The organism is Acinetobacter sp. Gutcm_16, from assembly GCF_028649355.1.
GTDB lineage: Bacteria > Pseudomonadota > Gammaproteobacteria > Pseudomonadales > Moraxellaceae > Acinetobacter > Acinetobacter johnsonii.
Map to the genome: position 1 here is coordinate 13,581 of NZ_JAQSUV010000012.1, position 15,455 is coordinate 29,035.

At 43.7% G+C, this 15,455-nt stretch carries 14 protein-coding genes and 1 riboswitch; of the genes, 8 read left to right on the forward strand and 6 right to left on the reverse strand.

Features of this window, described 5'->3' with window-relative positions:
• Positions 1-41: 41 nt before the first annotated feature.
• The gene (locus tag PTT44_RS00785; RefSeq protein WP_168159849.1) at positions 42-1,196 is read right to left on the reverse strand and encodes a sensor histidine kinase; all 1,155 of its coding nucleotides are present in this window, start codon (positions 1,194-1,196) and stop codon (positions 42-44) included.
• On the opposite strand from PTT44_RS00785, the gene argH reads away from it, so the two are divergent.
• Positions 1,187-2,620: an argininosuccinate lyase gene (gene argH, locus PTT44_RS00790; RefSeq protein WP_171527565.1), complete on the forward strand. Its 1,434-nt coding sequence runs from the start codon at positions 1,187-1,189 to the stop codon at positions 2,618-2,620. The two genes, PTT44_RS00785 and argH, sit on opposite strands and share 10 nt — an antisense overlap.
• Before the next feature lie 12 nt (positions 2,621-2,632).
• Entirely contained in the window at positions 2,633-2,905 is a 273-nt protein-coding gene (locus tag PTT44_RS00795) for an oxidative damage protection protein (protein WP_004978611.1), read from the forward strand.
• 498 nt (positions 2,906-3,403) lie between these two features.
• Here PTT44_RS00795 and phoU read toward each other — a convergent pair whose 3' ends face one another.
• Complete coding sequence (gene phoU, locus PTT44_RS00800) at positions 3,404-4,120, reverse strand: phosphate signaling complex protein PhoU (RefSeq protein WP_004692799.1); 717 nt, start codon at positions 4,118-4,120, stop codon at positions 3,404-3,406.
• Positions 4,121-4,209: 89 nt separating this feature from the next.
• Positions 4,210-5,538 carry a TolC family outer membrane protein gene (locus tag PTT44_RS00805; RefSeq protein WP_168159850.1) on the reverse strand — a complete coding sequence of 443 codons (1,329 nt, stop codon included), beginning with the start codon at positions 5,536-5,538 and terminating at the stop codon, positions 4,210-4,212.
• A 280-nt stretch (positions 5,539-5,818) separates the two neighbouring features.
• Between PTT44_RS00805 and PTT44_RS00810 the strand changes: the two genes are divergently transcribed.
• The 6 genes from PTT44_RS00810 to gluQRS all read left to right on the forward strand — a co-directional run bounded on the left by PTT44_RS00810 (position 5,819) and on the right by gluQRS (position 12,268).
• On the forward strand, positions 5,819-6,871 hold the full coding sequence (locus tag PTT44_RS00810) for a hypothetical protein (RefSeq protein WP_273795517.1): 1,053 nt from the start codon (positions 5,819-5,821) through the stop codon (positions 6,869-6,871).
• 68 nt (positions 6,872-6,939) lie between these two features.
• Positions 6,940-7,067, forward strand: a riboswitch (TPP riboswitch).
• Positions 7,068-7,211: 144 nt separating this feature from the next.
• Positions 7,212-9,104, forward strand: a complete 1,893-nt coding sequence (gene thiC, locus PTT44_RS00815) for a phosphomethylpyrimidine synthase ThiC (RefSeq protein ID WP_168159851.1) — start codon at positions 7,212-7,214, stop codon at positions 9,102-9,104.
• A 75-nt stretch (positions 9,105-9,179) separates the two neighbouring features.
• Positions 9,180-9,800, forward strand: a complete 621-nt coding sequence (locus PTT44_RS00820) for an NUDIX domain-containing protein (RefSeq protein ID WP_168159852.1) — start codon at positions 9,180-9,182, stop codon at positions 9,798-9,800.
• A 10-nt stretch (positions 9,801-9,810) separates the two neighbouring features.
• The gene (cpdA, locus tag PTT44_RS00825) at positions 9,811-10,608 is read left to right on the forward strand and encodes a 3',5'-cyclic-AMP phosphodiesterase (RefSeq protein ID WP_078425930.1); all 798 of its coding nucleotides are present in this window, start codon (positions 9,811-9,813) and stop codon (positions 10,606-10,608) included.
• 209 nt (positions 10,609-10,817) lie between these two features.
• Positions 10,818-11,345: an RNA polymerase-binding protein DksA gene (gene dksA / locus PTT44_RS00830; RefSeq protein WP_004692816.1), complete on the forward strand. Its 528-nt coding sequence runs from the start codon at positions 10,818-10,820 to the stop codon at positions 11,343-11,345.
• Between the two features lie 2 nt (positions 11,346-11,347).
• On the forward strand, positions 11,348-12,268 hold the full coding sequence (gene gluQRS, locus PTT44_RS00835) for a tRNA glutamyl-Q(34) synthetase GluQRS (protein ID WP_252726163.1): 921 nt from the start codon (positions 11,348-11,350) through the stop codon (positions 12,266-12,268).
• Between the two features lie 213 nt (positions 12,269-12,481).
• Here the strand turns inward: gluQRS and ftsW are convergent, their stop codons facing one another.
• The 3 genes from ftsW to PTT44_RS00850 all read right to left on the reverse strand — a co-directional run bounded on the left by ftsW (position 12,482) and on the right by PTT44_RS00850 (position 15,454).
• Entirely contained in the window at positions 12,482-13,678 is a 1,197-nt protein-coding gene (gene ftsW / locus PTT44_RS00840) for a putative lipid II flippase FtsW (RefSeq protein ID WP_010325707.1), read from the reverse strand.
• A 19-nt stretch (positions 13,679-13,697) separates the two neighbouring features.
• On the reverse strand, positions 13,698-15,044 hold the full coding sequence (gene murD / locus PTT44_RS00845; RefSeq protein ID WP_168159854.1) for a UDP-N-acetylmuramoyl-L-alanine--D-glutamate ligase: 1,347 nt from the start codon (positions 15,042-15,044) through the stop codon (positions 13,698-13,700).
• A 158-nt stretch (positions 15,045-15,202) separates the two neighbouring features.
• On the reverse strand, positions 15,203-15,454 hold the full coding sequence (locus tag PTT44_RS00850) for a DUF6587 family protein (protein ID WP_125273417.1): 252 nt from the start codon (positions 15,452-15,454) through the stop codon (positions 15,203-15,205).
• Position 15,455: the final 1 nt, after the last annotated feature.

Below are 15,455 nucleotides of genomic sequence, written 5' to 3' on the forward strand. Positions count from 1 at the left end.
CCCAACAGTCACCTTGTTTATTTTTATAGGTTCACTGCGGCTTATTTATATTGATACTGCACAACAGTGGTATACATTCCCTCCCCTGCATAGGTTTGAAAGCTCACAGTTCGCCCAAAATATGCTTCTAGACGCTGCTTCACATTTTCAATGGCAATACCATGTCCTTGTCGTTTATGAATTGTTTCCTTTGTAAATGGGTTAGTTATGACGATATTAACTTGATTTTGCAATATTTCAATCAGTACACTTATCGTACTCTTAGTTAAAAATTTTTCAACACCATGAAAAATACTATTTTCAAGTAAAGGTTGTAAAGTTAAGAGTGGAATTTGTACCTGCTTACACAATTCGGCATGCTCGATTTTCCATTCAACCTGTAAACGATCCCCCAAACGAATTTGTTCAATCGCCAAATAACGCTGACACAACTCAATTTCATCACTGAGCTTGACCAGTTTTAACTCTTGGAAACTGGCTCTAAACAGACGCGATAGATTGAGCAACATCTGTTCGGCTTTATCTGGATCAATCGCGATCAAGCTAATCACATTGTTTAAACTATTAAACAAAAAATGCGGGTGGATACGGGCTTGCATCGCCTGCACCCGTGCATTCAGCTCACTGTTTTGCTGCCTAAACCACTGTTCTCTTAGATACAAATAACGAAAACAAAAGCTGCCTAACAGCAAGCCATAACCCAAATGCAAGGCCACATCATTCCATAAGATGACCGAAGTCAAACCATTGAAACTAAAATTAGCTCCAAAGAAGATCAGTATATTAAGGCTGAGCGTGGTCACCAACACAATGATCTGTAATAGAAAAAAGCCTGACAATAAAGTCATACCGAGACTCAAATCTTGCAACTTTTTTTGTCCATATTGCATTAGCGCAGCAAAAGACAGTAAAACCCAATTGATGTACAGCATATAGCCCAGCACATGCTCAAACACTAAGTTTGACCAAGACTGTGCCTCGGCCAAAGCCAACAGCATGGCCAACAAATTTCCACCAACAAATAATTCCAACAAATGCGGCCATTGCACGATTTTGCTAAATAAATAAGAGATATTTGGCTTAGCCATGCTGGAAGTTAAACTTTGCGCATCTTGAACTTCGGCAAGTTGTCTTGAATTTGTTATACTCATGCGAGTTCTACCGCTTTTTATCTTATTGAGCCGACATGACCACATCTTCTAATTCCTCAAATCCGTCACAAGCCCAAACTTCGGGTATGTGGGGCGGTCGTTTCTCTGAAGCTACTGATGCCTTTGTTGCTGAATTTACAGCATCTGTACAATTTGACCAACGCTTTTATAAACAAGATATTGCAGGTTCCATTGCTCACGCGACCATGCTTGCTAAAGTTGGCGTTCTAACTGAACAAGAACGCGATGACATCATCAATGGCTTAAACACCATTCAAGCTGAAATCGAAGCGGGTCAGTTCGAATGGCGTATTGACCTAGAAGATGTACACATGAACATTGAGTCGCGTTTGACTCAACGGATTGGCATCACAGGTAAAAAGCTCCACACCGGTCGTAGCCGTAATGACCAAGTGGCAACCGATATTCGCCTCTATGTTCGCGATGAGATCGATGCCATTTTAGAATTACTAAAAAAATTACAAAAAGGTATTTTGAGTATCGCTGCTCAAAACACACACACCATTATGCCGGGCTTCACCCACTTACAAACGGCACAGCCTGTGACTTTTGGTCACCACCTGTTGGCATGGTTTGAAATGTTAGTGCGTGACTCTGAACGTCTCATTGACTGCCGTAAGCGTACTAACCGCATGCCTTTAGGTTCAGCGGCACTTGCAGGCACCACTTACCCAATCGACCGCGCATTTACAGCAGAGTTACTGGGTTTTGAAGCCGTTTCTGAAAACTCACTCGATGCAGTATCTGATCGCGACTTCGGTATTGAGTTCAATGCTGCGGCTTCTCTGATCATGATGCACTTATCACGCATGTCAGAAGAACTGATTATGTGGACGTCTGCACAGTTTAAGTTCGTAAACATTCCGGACCGTTTCTGTACTGGCTCTTCAATCATGCCACAAAAGAAAAATCCAGATGTTCCAGAGTTAGTGCGCGGTAAAACAGGCCGTGTCTATGGCGACCTGATGAGCTTGTTAACACTGATGAAAGGTCAACCATTGGCGTATAACAAAGACAACCAAGAAGACAAAGAACCTTTGTTTGATGCGATTGATACCGTGCGTGGCTCGCTCATGGCTTTTGCAGACATGATTCCTGCTTTGGTGCCAAACATTGAAATCATGCGTGAAGCAGCACTGCGTGGTTTCTCAACCGCAACGGACTTGGCTGATTACCTTGTGAAAAATGGCGTGGCTTTCCGTGATGCACATGAAATTGTGGGTAAAGCCGTTGCTTTAGGTGTTCAAGAGTCAAAAGATCTTTCTGAATTAACTTTAGAACAACTTCAACAGTTTTCTGATTTAATTCAAGCGGATGTGTTTGAAAAAGCGCTGACCCTTGAAGCGTCAGTCAATGCACGTAACCACATTGGTGGAACTGCACCTGCGCAAGTAGAAGCTGCAATTGAACGTGCCCATGCGCGTTTAGAAAAACTTTATGCTCAATAAGGACGTCTAGATATGACTCGACAAGTTTTTTGCCGTAAATATCAAACAGAAATGGAAGGTTTAGACTTTGCACCGTTTCCTGGTGCAAAAGGCCAAGAACTTTTTGAAAGCATCTCCAAGCAAGCTTGGGGAGAATGGTTAAAGCACCAAACCACTTTAATCAATGAAAAACGCCTAAATGTGTTTGAACCTGATGCGAAAAAGTTTCTTGAAGAACAACGTGAGAAGTTCTTTAACAATGATGAAAGCTTAGAAAAAGCAGAAGGCTTAAAGCCTGAGGCGTGATAAAGCGGAGCACTGCTCCGCCACGCTGCAAGATGAAAAGCTATGCTTGGCGTGACCAATAGAGTATTACTCTGAAAATTATCTAAACTAAGCGAAGCACACAGTTTCACATTTGAAAAGCCCCGACATCGGGGCTTTTCATTTTTATTCGTACAATGTTCTATCCAAGTATAGGGATGACCCCCCAAATAGATGACATATTGATGACTCAATCAGACTATAGAACAGCTATTTGTATCTAAATAATTAAGTGTAAACATAGCGCTACACAACCATTGCAAAACTCAACATTACACTACAAGAACCTACATGACGCAGAAAAGCATCTTTCCTATAATGGCATTCAAGGATAGAGGGAAACCTCTTATCGATAACGATAAATATCCCCGATTTTAGTCTCAGATTTCCCCCAAAGTCTGAGATTTTTTTTATCCGAAAATTAAGCAACCATTAAAAAGCACAACCGAAGTTGTGCTTGAAAAATAAGTTTCGCTTTTTTTATTTTTGGATATGTTTTTCAACTTCTTCAAAACTGGTATGACGTACATCCAAACCTTTCACCATGTAAATCACTTGTTCAGAGATATTACGTGCATGATCGCCAATCCGCTCCAATGAACGTAATACCCACATCACATTAATCACACGCGCAATATGACGCGGGTCTTCAATCATATAAGTCATCAAAGTACGCGTTGCAGATTGATATTCACGGTCAATATCAGCATCAGCCATCATCACACGTAGCGCTTGTTCTGCATCTAAGCGTGCAAAAGCATCTAGGGCATCATGAATCATGACACGGACTTGGTTACCAATATGACGCGTTTCCATATAACCGCGAGGGGATTCACCGTCTTCACATAAACTTTGCGCAATACGAGCAATTTTCGCCGCTTCATCACCAATACGCTCTAAGTCGGTATTGGCTTTCGACATCGCAATTACCATACGTAAATCAATCGCAGCAGGATGACGACGCGCCAAAATCAACGTCAAAGCTTCATCAATTTCACGTTCGAGCTGATTCACCGCATTGTCTTTAAACTGAACATCAACTGCTAAGTTGGCATCGGTGTCGAGTAGCGCATGAATTGCATTTGCCACTTGTTGTTCTACCAAACCACCCATGGTCATAAATTTGGTGTTCACATCCTGCAAATCTTCATTGAACTGCGAAGAAATGTGATGGTTTAAAACAGGACTATTTGGCAAAGGACGTACTCCACAGCAACATCATGAGGGACTAAAGATTGAGCGATATTAAAGCATAGCAATTGTGAAGATTTGATGACAAGACCCTTTTATAAGCGTGCTTTGTCCACCAACCATGCATTCATTTCTTGAATATCTTGTTCAGTCAACTTACCCACAGATGCCTTTAAATGCAAGACATTGATCAGATAGTCATACTTGGTGTTGACATAGTCTTGCTTGGCTGAAAAAGCATTGCGCTGTGCCAGTAAAACATCGACCATGGTTTTTAAGCCTTCTTGATACTGCGCTTGTGAGGCACGAGAGACGAGGCTGGATGATTCCATGGCAGCTTTACGTGCTTGCAACTTGGCTTGGTCTGTTTCCACTTGTAAATAAGACTTTTTCACCTCGGTGTTGGCTTTACGGATGGCGGCATCTAGTTCAGCTTCAGATTTTTTGACGTTGACGGCGGCTTTTTGAATCGACTTCTTGGTCCGCCCCCCCGTATAGACATTCCAATTCATCTCAATACCAATCTGATCAAAGTTACCTTGGGCCGACATAATATTCTCAGGAGTCTGCTCACTATAACCATAGCTTCCCACAGCTTCAATTTGCGGATACAACGCAGCTTGTTCAACCCGTTTTTGATCTTCAGCATAGCGCTGTTGCAAGCGTGCCTGCTGAATGCCTAAGTTCTGTGCGAGAGCCAAATTAGTCCATGCCGAAAGCTCTGCTGGATAAGGCTTTTGAAACTGAAAGTCTTCTCGCAACACTGCCAAGTTTTCTTGATAAGGCCCGATCATTTGCGCCAGTTGTTCCTGCGCCAAGACCAGTTGTACATGCGTCGCAATGCGGTTAGCTTGTGCGCTTTGGTACTGTGCATTAGCTTCACTCACATCACTTTTTGCTACCAAACCCTCTCTGAGTTTGGCATTCATCATATTCAGTTGTTCAAGTAAGGCTTGTTCTTCTTGTAAATTGGCTGCGGTTAAACTTTGTTGGCGCAGTACATTAAAATAGGCTTCCGTCACGTCTAAAATGTGTTGCTGTCGCTGTAGCTGTAAATTGACTTCACTTAAACTGAGGGAGGTCTTGACTTGTTTCAATCCTTCCCACGCATCCCAACGAAAAAGGGGTTGGCGCGCCGTAATCGCCACTTGTTTGGTGGTGGTCGTATCGGGCATGGAAAGAACCGAACTCACCTGCCCAATGGGTTGATTTTTTCGAGTCACATTGCCAGACAGACTAATAGTAGGTAGTAAGTTGCCTTGAGCAATGCCTAAATTGAGTTGATCTGCTTCATATTGGAGTAAATTGGCTTGCCAGTTGGGATCATTGACTTTGGCGCGTTGTAAAGCGTCGACCAAATCCAAGGCATGACTCCAAGGTGCGAAAAACAACACACAGCTGGCTAGGATACATTTAATCTTCATTGTTTTCAGTCAACCTTTCCGCCTCACTGGCCTCGTTCTGAGCAACGCTATACTAAAACGAGTCGTCATTTTTTTCGTATATTTTTTATTGCACTGGTTACAGTAGCACGCACTAATTTGTTCATTATGAAGTAAATATTGAACAGTGTCACAGCCCATTAAACAAACTCATTCACAATACTACACATTAAAAATTCCATTCCCCCTATAAAATAAGTTACGGAGAAAGGGAGTTTCTCTACTGTGTTGTCGCTGAACTGAGTTTGTTGATCGAGTCGCTGTGAATCATTCTTCTTTATTTTCGCTTAAACCTTACGTACTGATTTTCATGTGCTCACTGTTGGCTGCCTGTCAAAAACCTGAACCAGTGAGCGTTCAAGAGCCTGCGCAAATTGAAACGTCTTCGCCTCAAACCTTAGACTTAACCGACTTGTGCCAAAAAATTGACAAAAACATGTCAGAAATAAATGCACAACGTACGACTTTTGCTCTAGAACAAATCAATCAAGATCTTAAGCTGTGTTTGCCTTTACTCGGTTTTCCACAACAAAAGCATTTATTGGGTTTATCCAATAAAATGTACCGTGACTTTTTATCGGTTGAACGTACACCGCAACAGCAGCGTGCTTTTGAAAGCTATGCCCTAGAAATGGCTCAATATCCGACCATTCAACAAAGTCTTTTTGAGCAACTCACCATTCGCGACCAATACCTCATCAAACACCAAGGGCAGTCTTATGTCGAGCTGTTTGATGCAGGCGAAGGACAAGTGCATTACCGCCGTAGCCCTGAATATTTAGCCAAAATTTTTGCGCCTTATCTCCCTGTCGCAGAGCAAGAGTTTATTGAACATCTGGCAACACAAAATCAATACCCTGCCGTGATTGGTAGTCAGGTCAAAATTGACGCCAAAGAAATTGCGGATCGTGCGCTGTATTGGGAAAGCTATTTACAGCAATATCCGAAAAGTAGCTACCACCAAGATGCACGTCATCTATTGAATCTATACTGCACCCTCTTGTTTATCGGACTCGATACTCAACGCGTTTACGATGGCTATACCGTGCAAAGCAACTATTTGGAAGAAATTAAACGCCTCGCTGAACTGAAAAATTCAATTGTGACAGATCAAGCGCGCTTATTTTTAAAGTTCGTGGCGCTCAGCCCTGAACAAAGAGCGGCTCAAATCATCTTGCCTGTTTCCGCTCATGCGCAGCGCCTCGGTGCAGATCAACTATTACAAAGACAATTGGCGCATTTTATTCAACTACGTATGGTCCAACCCGATCAAGGCAAAGACTGCTTAAGCGATGCCATTTGCTTAGAACGTTGAACAGATATCCCTTCACACTTTGAATAAAAAGATCGCTGTTTTTAACAACAGTGCATGTTAAGATGATGCATCGCTTGACGGAGCGCGAGTAATTGCTCGCTGAGATCAGCTAAGACTTTTCAATAAAGTTTTGAAGCTGAGTACCGTTGAACCTGATCAGGTTAAGACCTGCGTAGGAATCAAGCCATCTAAAAACTGAACGCCTTTCATTGAACTATTTCCAGTAGAAATACATCCGTTGCATTTGTATCACCAAATCAACAACACACAGAAATAGCTTCAATTGCCATCGTTTTTGGTCGTGCTTGATTCGTTGATGTCATTCATAAGGATCATTGCAATGAACCATTTAACGAATCTTTCCGCTGAAATTTCAGCACAACATGAACAAGATGCCAAAGATCTGACCCGTATCTTGCCTGCCTCTAAAAAAGTCTATATCCAAGGTTCGCGCCCAGACATTCAAGTCCCCATGCGTGAGATTGAACTGACCGAAACCCCAACAGGCTTAGGCGGTGAGTACAATCCACCAGTGATGGTGTATGACACCTCTGGTGTGTATACCGACACCAATGTCAGTATTGATCTGAACAAAGGTCTACCGAATGTCCGTGAAAGTTGGATTGAAGAGCGCAACGATACCGAAATGTTAGACAGCCTCAGCTCAAGCTTTGGTCAAGAACGTTTACGCGATATACGTACCGCTGATATTCGTTTTGCTCACATCCAGAAACCACGTCGTGCCAAAGCAGGCCTCAATGTCACGCAGATGCATTATGCCAAACAAGGCATTATTACTCCTGAAATGGAATACATCGCTATTCGTGAAAATCAGCGTCAACGTGAAGGGGTCGATGCACGTCAACACGCGGGGCAAAACTTTGGTGCGCATAACCTGATGGAAATCACGCCTGAATTTGTGCGCAAAGAAGTGGCTGAAGGGCGTGCCATTATTCCTGCCAATATTAACCACCCTGAAATTGAACCCATGATCATTGGCCGAAACTTCTTGGTAAAAATCAATGCCAATATTGGTAACTCGGCTCTAGGCTCTTCAATCGATGAAGAAGTCGCAAAAATGACGTGGGCAACTCGTTGGGGTGCAGACACCATCATGGACCTCTCCACAGGGAAGAACATCCATGAAACGCGTGAGTGGATTATCCGTAACTCACCTGTTCCGATTGGTACCGTACCTATCTATCAAGCTTTAGAAAAAGTTGATGGGGTGGCTGAAGACCTGACGTGGGAAATCTTCAAAGACACGCTGATCGAACAAGCGGAGCAAGGCGTAGACTATTTCACCATCCATGCAGGCGTCTTATTACGTTATGTTCCAATGACGGCGAATCGCCTCACTGGTATCGTGTCACGGGGTGGTTCGATCATGGCGCAGTGGTGTTTGGCCCATCATCAAGAGAACTTCCTCTATACGCATTTCGATGAAATCTGCGAAATCATGAAAGCCTATGATGTGTCATTCAGCTTAGGTGATGGCCTACGTCCGGGGTGTATCCAAGATGCGAATGACGAAGCACAGTTCTCTGAATTACGCACTTTAGGCGAGCTGACCCATCGCGCATGGAAACATGATGTGCAAGTGATGATTGAAGGTCCAGGGCATGTGCCTATGCATATGATCAAAGAAAATATGGATCTACAACTTGAAGTCTGCCAAGAAGCGCCCTTCTACACTTTAGGGCCATTGACAACCGATATTGCCCCAGGTTATGACCATATTACTTCTGCGATTGGTGCAGCGATGATTGGTTGGTATGGGACTGCCATGTTGTGCTATGTCACGCCAAAAGAACACTTGGGCCTGCCGAACAAAAAAGACGTCAAAGATGGCATCATCACCTATAAAATTGCAGCACATGCGGCAGATTTGGCCAAAGGTCATCCGGGTGCGCAAGTTCGTGACAATGCCCTGTCTAAAGCACGTTTTGAATTCCGCTGGGAAGATCAGTTTAATCTCAGCCTTGATCCAGACACGGCGCGTAGCATGCATGATGAAACCATGCCGAAGGAAGCGCACAAGTCTGCGCACTTCTGTTCGATGTGCGGTCCCAAGTTTTGCTCGATGAAAATCACACAAAACGTGCGTGATTATGCACAAAACCAGCAAAACGCTGCACTGAATAAAATTCAGCAAGAAGAGGTCGAAACTGGTCTCGATAGCATGAAAAAACAATTCCATGCAAGCGGACAAAACTTGTACCAAAAAGTGTAAGTTGATAAAAAACCTTTTGTAATCATGTGATTCTCAGTTAGGATGAAATGATAAATTTCATCCTGATTGCGCTTTATGAACATAATTAAGCAAGCTACATATCACCGTGAAGATGTCCAAATTGTAGACAGAGCCTTTGTTTTTCAGGGTTTTGTTCAAGTAGAAAAAGTAAATTTACGTCATCGCCTGTTTAATCAAACTGAGTACACCGCTGTGATTTCACGTGAGCTTATTCAGCGCCCTGAAGCTGCGGGTGTCTTGATTTATGATGATGCACAACAAAAATTTGCCTTGATTGAACAATTTCGTATTGGTGCTATGGATGATCAAGATTCAGCTTGGCAGCTGGAGATTATTGCTGGAGTACTCGATGGTGATGAATCACCTGAAAGCTGTATTCGCCGTGAAGCATTAGAAGAATCAGGCTGTCAGATTGAACACTTACAACATCTGTTTAGCTTTTATCCTTCTGCAGGTGCCTGTGCGGAACTGTTTCATCTGTATAGTGCTGCGGCCGATTTACCCGAACAAGGTGGTGTATTTGGTATGCCCGATGAAGGTGAAAATATTTTATTACACCTGATTGATTATGCGCAGATCGATACATTACTTTCCAATGGTCGGCTCAGAAATGCGCCTGTCATAATGGCCTTGCAATGGCTACAACAACAGATTAAAACGACAAGGAATGTCTAAGGGGTCAGGCATGACTTTAAATAATGAGAAAAATTGGACCATTATCCAAATTTCAGATACGCACTTGATGGATCAAGATCATCTGGAGTTTGTACGTATGAATCCAGAGCAAAGCTTTCATCATGTGATGCAACATATTGTTGAGCGTCACCCACAGCTGAATGCCATCGTCCATACAGGTGACTTGGCACAAGTACCTGTGCCTCGAACCTATCAACGCTATTTAGACTTTATGCAGAGTTTAAAGACGCCGTTTTATCAGGTTCCGGGCAATCATGACAATGCCGAACACTTCCCTTTTCATCAGCAGCAAAACAAAGTTCATGTGATTCACTTCGGCCCTTGGAGCGTGGTTTTACTTAATAGTGCTGTCAAAGGTAAAATCGATGGCTGGGTCGATGAAGCACAATTGAACCAACTGGAACAAATCCTACAAGAATTTGCCCAGCAACACATTGTGATTGCCTGTCATCATCATCCTTTTGAAATGCAGTCAAAATGGATTGATCAACATAAACTCAAGAACACCCAAGACCTTACTGCGGTTCTTGCGAAATACCACAATGTCAAAATTGTGCTGTCGGGACATGTCCATCAAGAATCATGGCGTGAATGGCATGGTATTCAGTTTTACTCGACGCCGTCTACCAGTGTCCAATTTAAGCCTTTAAGTGATCATTTCGCCTTAGATGAGCAGGCACCAGGTTATCGTATTTTACAATTAAACGCAGATGGCAGCCATGAAACCCACGTAGAACGTGTCTTACACGCACAGCAAAAAATAAATGTTGAAATTTCAGGTTATTAACTTTTCATTTTTATCGTTTTCAATTACCTTAGTTGCTCTTACGAAAAAGTGATCAATTTAATCCAAACATCAAAGACTATCAAAATACTTAAAAAGTCTATATGATGACGACCCCCGAGGGTAAATCTCCTCGAGGGTGGATAAAAACACTTGCATATCACCATATTTTTTGCGTATTAAAGATACGTATATGATGAGGATTGCCCTAAATGGCGAATGACAACCAAAATACTGTCTTAGACGAACAAACTGATGTTGTAGATGAAAAATCTACAAAACGTGTGCGCAAAACTAAGCCTAAAGCGACTGACGGTGGTTCTACTGCAAGCTTATTTGGTATTGAACCTTATCAGCCGAAAAAAAATGAAGAATACATGTCTGAAGGTCAGCTTGAGCACTTCCGCCAAATTTTGTTGGCATGGAAAGCAGAGTTGATGTCAGAAGTTGACCGTACACTCAACACCATGCAAGACGAAAACACCGCTTTGCCTGATGTGAATGACCGTGCGACACAAGAAGAAGAGTTTGCAATTGAACTACGTACACGTGACCGTGAACGTAAACTCATCCGCAAAATCGAGCAATCAATTGAAGCGATTAAAAACGATGACTATGGTTTCTGTGAAACCTGTGGTATCGAAATTGGTCTGCGCCGTTTAGAGGCTCGTCCAACTGCGACTTTATGTATTGACTGCAAAACACTGGCAGAAATCAAAGAGAAGCAAAATAACGGTTAATCATGTTATTCAATAACCCTCCCCCAACCCCTCCTTTACAAAAGGAGGGGGACAACAGGATGGCTTATGTGGGTCGGTTTGCGCCATCGCCAACCGGCCCTTTGCATTTTGGTTCACTCATCACCGCCGTTGCCAGCTATTGCGAAGCTAAAGTACATCAAGGCACATGGTTGGTTCGTATCGAAGATACAGATATCCCGCGTATTTACCCCGGCAGTGAAAGCCATATCTTGCGTTGTATCGAGGCTTTCGGCTTTCAGCCCGATGCGGAGATTATTTTCCAAAAAGATCGTCTCGACCTATATGAAGACGTGATTCAACAACTGCATCAACTCAAACTGGTCTATGCCTGTCAGTGCACCCGAAAAATGCTTGGTTCTAACCACATTTATGCAGGCACCTGCCGTGACCTTGCTCTGCCTTTTGAGCAACAAGCCATTCGCGTCAAAGTGGAAGATGTCGAGATTTGTTTTGATGATCCTCTGCAAGGCAGACACTGCTCACAACTGGCACATGAGCTCGGTGACTTTGTACTGAAACGCCGCGATGGCATTATCAACTATCAATTAGCGGTCGTGGTAGATGACTACCTACAAGGCATCACTCACGTGGTTCGTGGTGCAGATCTATTGGATAATACCGAGCGCCAAATTTATTTAGGTCAACTCCTAGATTACCCACGTCTTAGCTATATGCACCTGCCTTTAGCCATAAATGATCAAGGACAAAAGTTATCTAAACAAAATATGGCACAAGCGCTGGATCTCAGCCAAGCACCCACACTACTCGCTCAAGCAATACGCGCTCTAAATCAGCCAGCTGTCGAGCTAGACACCCCTGAACGAATGTTCCAACAAGCCATCGCACAATGGGATGTTTCGCTGATTCCACACTGTACCACCCTGCCTGGTACCTATTTATAGCAAAACCATTGCGGCAAACACTCAATACTACGCATAGCGCTCAACGTTTCAATTGAAGCAAATTCAAAAAAATTTAGACCATTACAGTCACATTCATCATAAAAGAATGATAGATGCGCTGATGAGAAACACAATTTAGGAAGGGCTCAAACGCTATCCGCATAACGAAAAGTGAGTTTCGTCTGCGGATAGCGTGATGAAAGAACAACCCGCTTAGAAGCTGGATTCTTCTTTGGTTGGATTGGCACTTTGTGTTGTTGCATCAATTTTCAAAATCAAACTGATCATCACTGCGCACATAATCAGTGATGAACCGCCATAACTAATGAAAGGTAGCGTCAAACCTTTGGTTGGCAGCATCCCCATATTCATACCTGCGTTTACCAAAATTTGCAGTAAGAAAATAATCGATACCCCATAAGCCAAATAACCCGCACGCAAGTACTGATTTTTCAAGGCACGATGACCGACTTTGATACAGCACAGCAACATGGTAAAGGACAGAATTAAGACCGTAGTGATCCCGAAAAAGCCAAACTCTTCGCCTAAAATGGCCAACATGAAGTCGGTATGCGCTTCAGGCAAGTAGGCCATTTTCTGTACACTGTGGCCAAGTCCTACACCAAACCATTCACCACGGCCAAAAGCCATCAAGGCATTGGAAAGCTGGTAACCAGTGCCTAGCGGATCTTCCCAAGGGTTTGAGAAAGACATTAGACGTTCAAAACGGTAAGGCTCAAACACAATCAAAAAGACAAAGGCCGCAAAAATTGCACCAAAAGCCATACCAAACTGAATCAACGGCGCGCCAGCAAGGAAGAAGATACCGAGCATCATCAAACTAATCACCACGGTTGCACCCAAGTCGGGCTCCGCGATAATCAAACCCACCGTCAACAGCATAATAATACCGAGACGGATCAAACCTTTGATGTTATTTCTTACTTCTTCGGCACGGCGTACCACATAGTCCGCTGTGAAAATCGCCATCATCACTTTGGCGACCTCAGAAGCCTGTAACGTAAAGCCCGCAACACGAATCCAGCGGGTCGAACCATTGACCTCCGTACCGACAACCAATACGGCGGCCAGCAGTAAGATGGTCAAAATCCACAGCGGAAAGGTGTTGTTGAACCAAACATTGAGTGGAACTCGGTATACCGCATAGGCCAAAACACCAGCCACCGCGATTGAAATCCCGTGACGAAGGACATAGTGAAATGAATTCTCATGAAGGCGTTCAGCATAAGGCATCGACGCAGATGCGACCATGATCGACCCTAAACACAACAATGCAATGACGCAAAAGATCAACACATTACGCGGTGTCACTTCGCTGGGTACACGCGGCGCCCAACGGCTATAAAACTGGTTAATTTTATTGATCGTTGTCTGAGCAAACTCAGCCATCTCAATTTCCTTATTATTTTTAGTGGAGTTCTTGCACACAAGCGACAAACTGATGTCCGCGCTGTGGGTAACCACTGAACATATCAAAACTTGCACATGCAGGTGACAATAACACGACATCGTGGGCTTGGGTATGTTGCTGGCACAGTTTAACTGCCTGCTCTAAAGTGTCGGCATGCTGTAAGCTGGTCGTTCCTGCCACAGCTTTTTCAATCAATGCTGCATCTTCACCAATCAACACCGCCACTTTCACGTATTTGCTCAAAGCTTCACGTAAAGCGCTAAAATCTTGTCCTTTGCCTTGACCACCTAAAATGATCGCGACCTTGCCACCTTTGGCTTCAATCGCAGTACCTAGACCATCAATTGCAGCCAGTGTTGCGCCGACATTGGTGCCCTTAGAATCATTGTAGTAGCGAACACCCTGAACTTCTTTCACAAACTCACAGCGGTGTTCTAAACCTTTGAAGCTTTTCAGCGTTTCCAACATCGACTCAAGCGGAAGATTAATCGCCTCGCCCAAAGCCAAACAGGCCAAAGCATTGGCCACATTGTGTGTGCCTTGAATATACATCTCTGCACTGTTCAATAAACGTGTGCGGCCACGAGCCAACCAGATCGTACCGTCGTCATCTCTTAATACACCGTACTGATTCATATCAGGTGCATTTAAACCAAAGCTTTGCATTGGCGTAGCATCAGGGACCAAAGGACGCGTAAGTGAGTCATCACGGTTATGAACGACTTTTTTTACGCCTTGGAAAATGCGATGCTTCGCAGTGTGATAACCCATCATATCGCCATGACGGTCAAGATGGTCTTCACTCATATTCAGTACCACCGCAACTTCAGCTTGTAAATTTGAAGTGGTTTCTAACTGAAAGCTAGATAGTTCTAAAATGTATAAATCTGGCTGATCTTTGGTTAGGTCCAAGGCTGGGCGACCAAGGTTACCGCCTACCGCGACTTTCACGCCTGCATGTTCAGCCATCAGACCAATCAAGGTCGTCACAGTACTTTTTGCATTAGACCCAGTAATGGCCATGATTGGCTTGTCAGTTGCACGGCGTAAAATCTGAATTTCACTCACAACGGGAATACCTTTGGCAATCGCAGCTTGAATTTCAGGTAGTTTCGGATCGAGCCCAGGGCTAATAACGATTTCTTCAGCAGACAACAACAGCTCTGCGTCAAACTGACCAAAACTGGTTTGTACCTCTGCTGGAATTTGGTCATGACCGGGCGGGGTCGATCGAGAGTCCGTTACTGCAACGCGGTAGCCTTGGTTATGTAAAAAATTGACCGCTGCAACACCAGAAATGCCGAGCCCTGCAACGACCTTAAGTCCACCACGTTGTATTAACATTTTCGCCCCATGCTTGGTCTGAGATTTATCTGCGGAAATGTTAGCACTTTGCTGTTTTGAATGCTTTTTCTGTTTTGACTTTCCTGCACTTTTTTTGTGTCAGTGCGTAAAAAAGCCTCCCTCTTGGACGACTTTTTAATTTGTGAACAAAAATCGTTTTATTTCCACTTCACCGCTTGAACTTCAGGCTTTTTCGCATTGCTGTCTTCTGTTGCCGGACAAGCACAGTTTCCGCCACACCCGCCAGCCATTGACGGCCTTAACCACGTCGCCAAACGGGTCCAACCGCGAGCCTCACACAGCGTGGACAAGGACATGAAAACTGAACCCGATGTCTTAGGAAATACTTTCTTAAATACCACCACTGCACTCCAGATCACTAGAGCAGCAACAATTAGAATTTCAATCATC

Excerpts from the sequence above, each read along its gene's own strand:
- dksA (WP_004692816.1), top strand. The coding sequence starts at position 10,818 with ATGGCGAATGACAACCAAAATACTGTCTTAGACGAACAAACTGATGTT.
- PTT44_RS00795 (WP_004978611.1), top strand. The coding sequence starts at position 2,633 with ATGACTCGACAAGTTTTTTGCCGTAAATATCAAACAGAAATGGAAGGT.
- PTT44_RS00820 (WP_168159852.1), top strand. The coding sequence starts at position 9,180 with ATGAACATAATTAAGCAAGCTACATATCACCGTGAAGATGTCCAAATT.
- cpdA (WP_078425930.1), top strand. The coding sequence starts at position 9,811 with ATGACTTTAAATAATGAGAAAAATTGGACCATTATCCAAATTTCAGAT.
- PTT44_RS00785 (WP_168159849.1), bottom strand. The coding sequence starts at position 1,196 with ATGTGGTCATGTCGGCTCAATAAGATAAAAAGCGGTAGAACTCGCATG.
- PTT44_RS00805 (WP_168159850.1), bottom strand. The coding sequence starts at position 5,538 with ATGAAGATTAAATGTATCCTAGCCAGCTGTGTGTTGTTTTTCGCACCT.
- gluQRS (WP_252726163.1), top strand. The coding sequence starts at position 11,348 with ATGTTATTCAATAACCCTCCCCCAACCCCTCCTTTACAAAAGGAGGGG.
- murD (WP_168159854.1), bottom strand. The coding sequence starts at position 15,044 with ATGTTAATACAACGTGGTGGACTTAAGGTCGTTGCAGGGCTCGGCATT.
- PTT44_RS00850 (WP_125273417.1), bottom strand. The coding sequence starts at position 15,454 with ATGATTGAAATTCTAATTGTTGCTGCTCTAGTGATCTGGAGTGCAGTG.
- argH (WP_171527565.1), top strand. The coding sequence starts at position 1,187 with ATGACCACATCTTCTAATTCCTCAAATCCGTCACAAGCCCAAACTTCG.
- thiC (WP_168159851.1), top strand. The coding sequence starts at position 7,212 with ATGAACCATTTAACGAATCTTTCCGCTGAAATTTCAGCACAACATGAA.
- ftsW (WP_010325707.1), bottom strand. The coding sequence starts at position 13,678 with ATGGCTGAGTTTGCTCAGACAACGATCAATAAAATTAACCAGTTTTAT.